Source organism: Streptomyces sp. NPDC002690 (assembly GCF_053592415.1).
The window spans coordinates 21195-27529 of record NZ_JBSFVR010000063.1; the positions used below are offsets into that span (position 1 = coordinate 21195).

Annotated in this window: 7 protein-coding genes; 5 read left to right on the plus strand and 2 right to left on the minus strand. The window is 68.7% G+C overall.

Annotated features, from left to right (window positions below; genetic code table 11):
- The first annotated feature begins 6 nt into the window (after positions 1-6).
- Together dapB and ACWD3D_RS11475 are read left to right on the plus strand one after the other, a co-directional pair.
- Entirely contained in the window at positions 7-759 is a 753-nt protein-coding gene (dapB, locus tag ACWD3D_RS11470; RefSeq protein ID WP_451460670.1) for a 4-hydroxy-tetrahydrodipicolinate reductase, read from the plus strand.
- Positions 760-769: 10 nt separating this feature from the next.
- Positions 770-1225: a hypothetical protein gene (locus tag ACWD3D_RS11475; protein WP_451460671.1), complete on the plus strand. Its 456-nt coding sequence runs from the start codon at positions 770-772 to the stop codon at positions 1223-1225.
- Between the two features lie 83 nt (positions 1226-1308).
- Here ACWD3D_RS11475 and ACWD3D_RS11480 read toward each other — a convergent pair whose 3' ends face one another.
- Together ACWD3D_RS11480 and ACWD3D_RS11485 are read right to left on the minus strand one after the other, a co-directional pair.
- Entirely contained in the window at positions 1309-1857 is a 549-nt protein-coding gene (locus tag ACWD3D_RS11480) for a hypothetical protein (RefSeq protein WP_451460672.1), read from the minus strand.
- Between the two features lie 94 nt (positions 1858-1951).
- On the minus strand, positions 1952-2191 hold the full coding sequence (locus ACWD3D_RS11485) for a hypothetical protein (protein WP_358756797.1): 240 nt from the start codon (positions 2189-2191) through the stop codon (positions 1952-1954).
- A gap of 173 nt (positions 2192-2364) precedes the next feature.
- Between ACWD3D_RS11485 and thyX the strand changes: the two genes are divergently transcribed.
- From thyX to ACWD3D_RS11500, 3 genes are all read left to right on the plus strand, one after another.
- A complete protein-coding gene (thyX, locus tag ACWD3D_RS11490; protein ID WP_451460673.1) occupies positions 2365-3102 on the plus strand; it encodes an FAD-dependent thymidylate synthase in 738 nt (245 codons plus the stop codon).
- 152 nt (positions 3103-3254) lie between these two features.
- Positions 3255-4154: a 4-hydroxy-tetrahydrodipicolinate synthase gene (gene dapA / locus ACWD3D_RS11495; protein ID WP_451460674.1), complete on the plus strand. Its 900-nt coding sequence runs from the start codon at positions 3255-3257 to the stop codon at positions 4152-4154.
- A gap of 146 nt (positions 4155-4300) precedes the next feature.
- Positions 4301-5986, plus strand: a complete 1686-nt coding sequence (locus ACWD3D_RS11500; protein WP_451460675.1) for a ribonuclease J — start codon at positions 4301-4303, stop codon at positions 5984-5986.
- The last annotated feature ends 349 nt before the right edge of the window (positions 5987-6335 follow it).

The following is a 6335-nucleotide window of genomic DNA, read 5'->3' on the forward strand; positions in this document are numbered from 1 at the left end:
GAGCACATGAGCAAGCTGCGTGTGGCCGTCATCGGCGCCAAGGGCCGCATCGGATCGGAAGCGGTACGGGCCGTCGAGGCCGCCGAGGACCTGGAACTGGTGGCCTCCCTCGGCCGGGGCGATGCGCTGGAGGCCCTCGACGCCGCCGGCGCCCAGGTCGCGGTGGAACTCACCAATCCCGACTCGGTGATGGACAACCTGGAGTTCTGCGTACGCAAGGGCATCCACGCCGTCGTCGGCACCACCGGCTGGACCGACGAGCGCCTCGCCCGGCTCACCGGCTGGCTGGACGCGTCCCCGAAGACCGGTGTGCTCATCGCACCGAACTTCTCCATCGGCGCCGTCCTCACCATGAAGTTCGCGCAGGCGGCGGCGCCCTGGTTCGAGTCGGTGGAGGTCATCGAACTCCACCACCCGAACAAGATCGACGCGCCCTCCGGCACCGCGACCCGGACGGCTCAGCTCATCGCCGCCGCCCGTGCCGAGGCCGGACTCGCGCCCCAGCCGGACGCCACCGCGACCGGACTGGACGGCGCCCGGGGCGCCGACGTGGACGGCGTCCCCGTGCACTCCGTACGGCTGCGAGGGCTCCTCGCGCACCAGGAGGTGCTGCTCGGCGGTGAGGGCGAGACCTTCACCCTGCGCCACGACTCCCTGCACCACAGCAGCTTCATGCCCGGCATCCTGCTGGGAGCCCGCCGCGTGGTCACCACTCCCGGCCTCACCTTCGGGCTGGAACACTTCCTCGATCTGAACTGACGGTCCCGCCATGCGCGCAAAGATCTCGTACTTCGTCACCGCCGCCGTGCTGGTCTTCTACTTCGTCCTGGCCGGCAGCCGGGGCGTGCTCCTCATCCGGCACGGCAGCCTGATCACGGTCACCTTCGGGGTGGCGGTGCTCATCCTGCCGGTGATCGGCATCTGGTTCCTCTGGAAGAACACCCAGTTCGTGGCGAGGGCCAACGCGCTCGCGGCGGAGCTGGACGCGGAGGGCGGGCTGCCGGTCGACGAACTCGTGCGGACCCCGTCCGGCCGCATCGACCGGGACTCCGCCGACGCGGTCTTCGCCCGCCGCCGGGAGGAGACCGAGGACACCCCGGACGACTGGCGCTGCTGGTTCCGGCTGGCCGTCGCCTACCAGGACGCCCGCGACACGCCCAGGGCGCGCAAGGCGATGCAGCGCGCCATCGCCCTGCACGCACACAAGCCGGTACGCGCCGCCTGAGCGGAGCCGTACCGGCTTGTGGACCCCGGATCACCCGGGGGTGACGCTGGACCGCGAGAGCGGGGAGAACGGGCGGCGGCGCCTCAGCGCCGGTACTCGTCCGCCCACGCCTCGATGGCGTCGGTGGCCCGGTCGAACGCCTCGGACCGGGACAGGAAGTCCGCGTCGTGGTCCGTCATCAGCGGCGGCAGCGAGCCGGCGCCCCGACGGGCCACGACCAGGGCCTGTCCCTGCACGGTCCGCGGAAAACCGAGCCACTTCACCGGCTGCTGGACCGTACGGACCGTCCCGGTCCGGCTCCACGCCACCGTGGTGGTGCGGAAGAAGCCGACCCGGCGTACGCCGTGCCGGCTCACCCAGGCGCCGACGCGCAGCAGCCGCAGCGCGCAGGCGATCACCACCGCGGCGAGCGTCATGCAGAGCAGTGCGCCCGAGGGCTCACCGGCCACACCGATGATCATCGCTGCGAACAGGACGAACGACGCCAGCAGCAGCAGTCCCGCCGCCGCCGAGACCCGCCAGGGCCCGGGACGGTAGGGCCGCCGCCAGCTGTCGTGATCGTCGAACGGCAGCGCGACGTCCTCCGCACCCGCGTCGAACGCGCGGTCGGCCGTCAGGAAGGGCAGGGGCACGACTGATCCTCACTCACAAGCACGCTCGTTATTGCTGTGCCCGGTGAGGCTACCGACGGCCTCCCGCTCCGACCACCCCAGGGGGCCGTACGAGTCAGCGGTCCTGGGACGCTTCGGACTTCTGGTGATGTGCGGGTGCCTGGTCGGGGTCGAGGGCGGGCAGCCCGAAGAGGAGCGAGCCCACCAGGCCCGCGACCACGACCAGCCCCACGAGGGAGCGGCCCGCCAGCTCGGAGACGCTGGCGCGTTCCCGGGGCGGCGGAGTGACATTGCTGCGGAACCGCTCGGCCTCGGCTACGAACGAGAACGGGACGGATTCACGCCGGCGGAACATGAGGAAAATCTCCTTAGAGCTGTGGTGGAGGTGCTGCTGAAGTGTCAGACGCGCGGAACGCCGGATCGGTGCCCCTTTTCGCGGACCGTTCGGAGTTTTCCCCGGAGCGAGCCAGGTACGCGGCCCCGTAGAGTGGACGCCGCCCGAGCGAAGCAATTGGAAGGACCCCGCCGGTGAGCGACACCCCCGAGCCCGCGAAGCCCAGTTTCCGCAGTGATGTCACCGTCGAACTGGTGAAACACGCCGCAGGCGACGCAGACGTCCTGTTCGCCGCCCGCGTGTCGACTGCGGGGGAGCAGTCGCTGGAGGAGGTCACCAAGGACCCGGAGCGTTCCAAGGGTCTCATCAATTATCTGATGCGCGACCGTCACGGCAGCCCTTTCGAGCACAACTCGATGACGTTCTTCATCAGCGCCCCGATCTTCGTGTTCCGCGAGTTCATGCGGCACCGGGTCGGCTGGTCGTACAACGAGGAATCGGGCCGCTACCGGGAGCTCCAGCCCGTCTTCTACGTCCCCGGCGAGTCCCGCAAGCTCGTCCAGCAGGGCCGCCCCGGCAAGTACGAGTTCGTCGACGGCACCGAGGCGCAGGCCGAACTCACGGCCCGTGCCATGGAGGACTCCTACCGCCAGGCCTACGACGCCTACCAGGAGATGCTCGCCGCCGGTGTAGCCCGTGAGGTGGCCCGCGCCGTGCTGCCCGTCGGCCTCTTCTCGTCGATGTACGCCACCTGCAACGCGCGCTCTCTGATGCACTTCCTCGGCCTGCGCACCCAGCACGAACTGGCGACCGTCCCGTCCTTCCCGCAGCGCGAGATCGAGATGGTCGGCGAGCAGATGGAGGAGCACTGGGCGCGCCTCATGCCCCTCACTCATGCCGCCTTCAACAAAAACGGACGGGTAGCCCCGTAGGCGGTGTCCGTATTGCGGCGTTTCGTGAAGTTCATCTAGGCTGATCAAACGGACCCGGCACTGCTTGAACCCCCGAGCAGGCAGTGCCGGGTTCCAAGATCGACGTCCCCCGAGGGGACATCCCGGGCCGAGCAACGAGTAGCGTGTTACCCATGGCTCCGATCTCCACTCCGCAGACCCCCTTCGGGCGGGTCCTCACCGCTATGGTCACGCCCTTCACGGCGGACGGCGCACTCGACCTCGACGGCGCCCAGCGGCTCGCGACCCATCTGGTGGACGCGGGAAACGACGGCCTCGTCGTCAACGGCACCACCGGTGAGTCGCCCACCACCAGCGACGCGGAGAAAGACCAGCTCGTCCGAGCCGTACTCGAAGCGGTCGGGGACCGGGCCCACGTCGTCGCCGGCATCGGAACCAACGACACCCGCCACAGCGTCGGACTCGCGCGCGCCGCCGAGCAGGCCGGAGCCCACGGACTCCTCGCGGTGACCCCGTACTACAACAAGCCGCCGCAGGAGGGCCTGCGCCGGCACTTCACCGCGATCGCCGACTCCACCGGCCTGCCGGTCATGCTGTACGACATCCCCGGGCGCAGCGGCGTGCCGATCGAGACCGAGACCCTCGTCCGGCTCGCGGAGCACCCGCGGATCGTCGCCAACAAGGACGCCAAGGGCGACCTCGGCCGCGCCGGATGGGCCATCGCACGCTCCGGTCTCGCCTGGTACTCCGGCGACGACATGCTCAGCCTCCCGCTGCTCTCGGTGGGCGCGGTGGGCGTCGTGTCCGTCGTCGGCCACTTCGTCACCCCCGACCTGCGGGCCCTGATCGAGGCCTACCTCGGCGGCGACGTGCAGAAGGCCAAGGAGATCCACCAGAAGCTGCTCCCGGTCTTCACCGGGGTGTTCCGGACGCAGGGCGTCATCACCACGAAGGCAGCCCTCACCCTCCAGGGCCTCCCGGCCGGCCCGCTGCGCCTCCCGCTGGTGGAACTCGCCGCGCAGGAGACGGCGCAGCTCAAGGTCGACCTGGCCGCCGGTGGGGTAGAGCTGTAACCACGGACTTCACAACTGAATACGCGAGACAACCGCATACGCGAGGAAAGCTCGCACGCGTTCATCCCCTGACAACAGCAAGTGCACGAATGACACACGCGCCACGTGCCCAAGCGGTACGTGGCGTGCGTGGTAAGGAGAGTCTTTTGAGTCATCCGCATCCCGAACTCGGTACCCCGCCGAAGCTTCCCAAGGGCGCCCTGAGGGTCACCCCCCTCGGCGGCCTCGGCGAGATCGGCCGCAACATGACGGTCTTCGAGTACGGCGGCCGCCTGCTCATCGTCGACTGCGGCGTCCTCTTCCCCGAGGAGGAGCAGCCGGGCATCGACCTGATCCTGCCGGACTTCACCACGATCCGGGACCGCCTGGACGACGTGGAGGGCATCGTCCTCACGCACGGTCACGAGGACCACATCGGCGGCGTGCCGTACCTGCTGCGCCTGAAGCCGGACATCCCGCTGATCGGCTCAAAGCTCACGCTCGCGCTGATCGAGGCGAAGCTCCAGGAGCACCGCATCCGCCCCTACACCCTCGAGGTCGTCGAGGGGCAGCGGGAGCGCATCGGCGTCTTCGACTGCGAGTTCATCGCGGTCAACCACTCCATCCCGGACGCCCTCGCCGTCGCGATCCGCACCCCCGCGGGCATGGCGGTGGCCACCGGCGACTTCAAGATGGACCAGCTCCCGCTGGACGGCCGGCTCACCGACCTGCACGCGTTCGCGCGGCTCAGCGAGGAGGGCATCGACCTGCTCCTCGCCGACTCGACGAACGCCGAGGTCCCGGGCTTCGTCCCGCCGGAGAAGGACATCTCCAACGTCCTGCGCACGGTCTTCGCCAACGCCAACAAGCGGATCATCGTGGCGAGCTTCGCCAGCCACGTCCACCGCATCCAGCAGATCCTGGACGCCGCCCACGAGTACGGCCGCCGGGTCGCCTTCGTCGGCCGCTCGATGGTCCGCAACATGGGCATCGCCCGTGACCTGGGCTATCTCAAGGTGCCGGCCGGACTCGTCGTCGACGTCAAGACGCTCGACGACCTCCCGGACGACGAGGTGGTCCTCGTCTGCACGGGTTCGCAGGGTGAGCCCATGGCCGCGCTGTCGCGCATGGCCAACCGCGACCACCAGATCCGGATCGTCCAGGGCGACACGGTCATCCTGGCGTCGTCGCTCATCCCGGGCAACGAGAACGCGGTCTACCGCGTGATCAACGGCCTGACCCGCTGGGGCGCCAACGTCGTCCACAAGGGCAACGCCAAGGTGCACGTCTCGGGCCACGCCTCGGCCGGCGAGCTGCTGTACTTCTACAACATCTGCAAGCCGAAGAACCTGATGCCGGTGCACGGCGAGTGGCGCCACCTGCGGGCCAACGCCGAGCTGGGCGCGCTGACGGGTGTCCCCAAGGACCACATCGTCATCGCGGAGGACGGCGTGGTCGTCGACCTCATCGACGGCAAGGCGAAGATCGTCGGCAAGGTCCAGGCGGGTTACGTCTACGTGGACGGCCTCTCGGTCGGCGACGTCACCGAGACCTCGCTCAAGGACCGCCGCATCCTCGGCGACGAGGGCATCATCTCGGTCTTCATCGTGGTCGACACCAACTCCGGCAAGATCGTGGGCGGACCCCACATCCAGGCCCGCGGTTCCGGTATCGACGACGCGGCGTTCACCGCCGTCGTACCGAAGATCGAGGAGGCCCTCAACAAGTCGGCCCAGGACGGCGTCATGGAGCCGCACCAGCTCCAGCAGCTGATCCGCCGCTCGGTGGGCAAGTGGGTCTCCGACACCTACCGCCGGCGCCCGATGATCCTTCCGGTCGTCGTAGAGGTCTGATCCTCGCGGACCGTCCGGCCGGAGCGGGGTGCCTCGATTTGCATCGAGGCACCCCGCTCCAGTACGTTTGGCTCTCCGCTGGACGGGAAGCAGCCCACGCACTTGTGCGCGGATGGCACCCGGTCCGGAGCGGAAATTCCGACTCAGAATCTCTGATAATGTCGGATGCGCCGAAAGGCAAAAGGCCCCCGACGGGCCGCTGGAATCAAATTCGGACCGGAAACGGAACGAAAATAAATCTGGTAGAGTCGGAATCGCCGGAAAGGGAAACGCGAAAGCGAAGAACTGGAAAGCGAAAATCGCTTGACCCGCTTCGACCGGGAATCGGACCGATAAGAGTCTGATAGAG

Bases quoted from the DNA above. Each gene is read 5' to 3' on its own strand.
- ACWD3D_RS11485 (WP_358756797.1), bottom strand. From the start codon at position 2,191: ATGTTCCGCCGGCGTGAATCCGTCCCGTTCTCGTTCGTAGCCGAGGCC.
- dapB (WP_451460670.1), top strand. From the start codon at position 7: ATGAGCAAGCTGCGTGTGGCCGTCATCGGCGCCAAGGGCCGCATCGGA.
- ACWD3D_RS11475 (WP_451460671.1), top strand. From the start codon at position 770: ATGCGCGCAAAGATCTCGTACTTCGTCACCGCCGCCGTGCTGGTCTTC.
- dapA (WP_451460674.1), top strand. From the start codon at position 3,255: ATGGCTCCGATCTCCACTCCGCAGACCCCCTTCGGGCGGGTCCTCACC.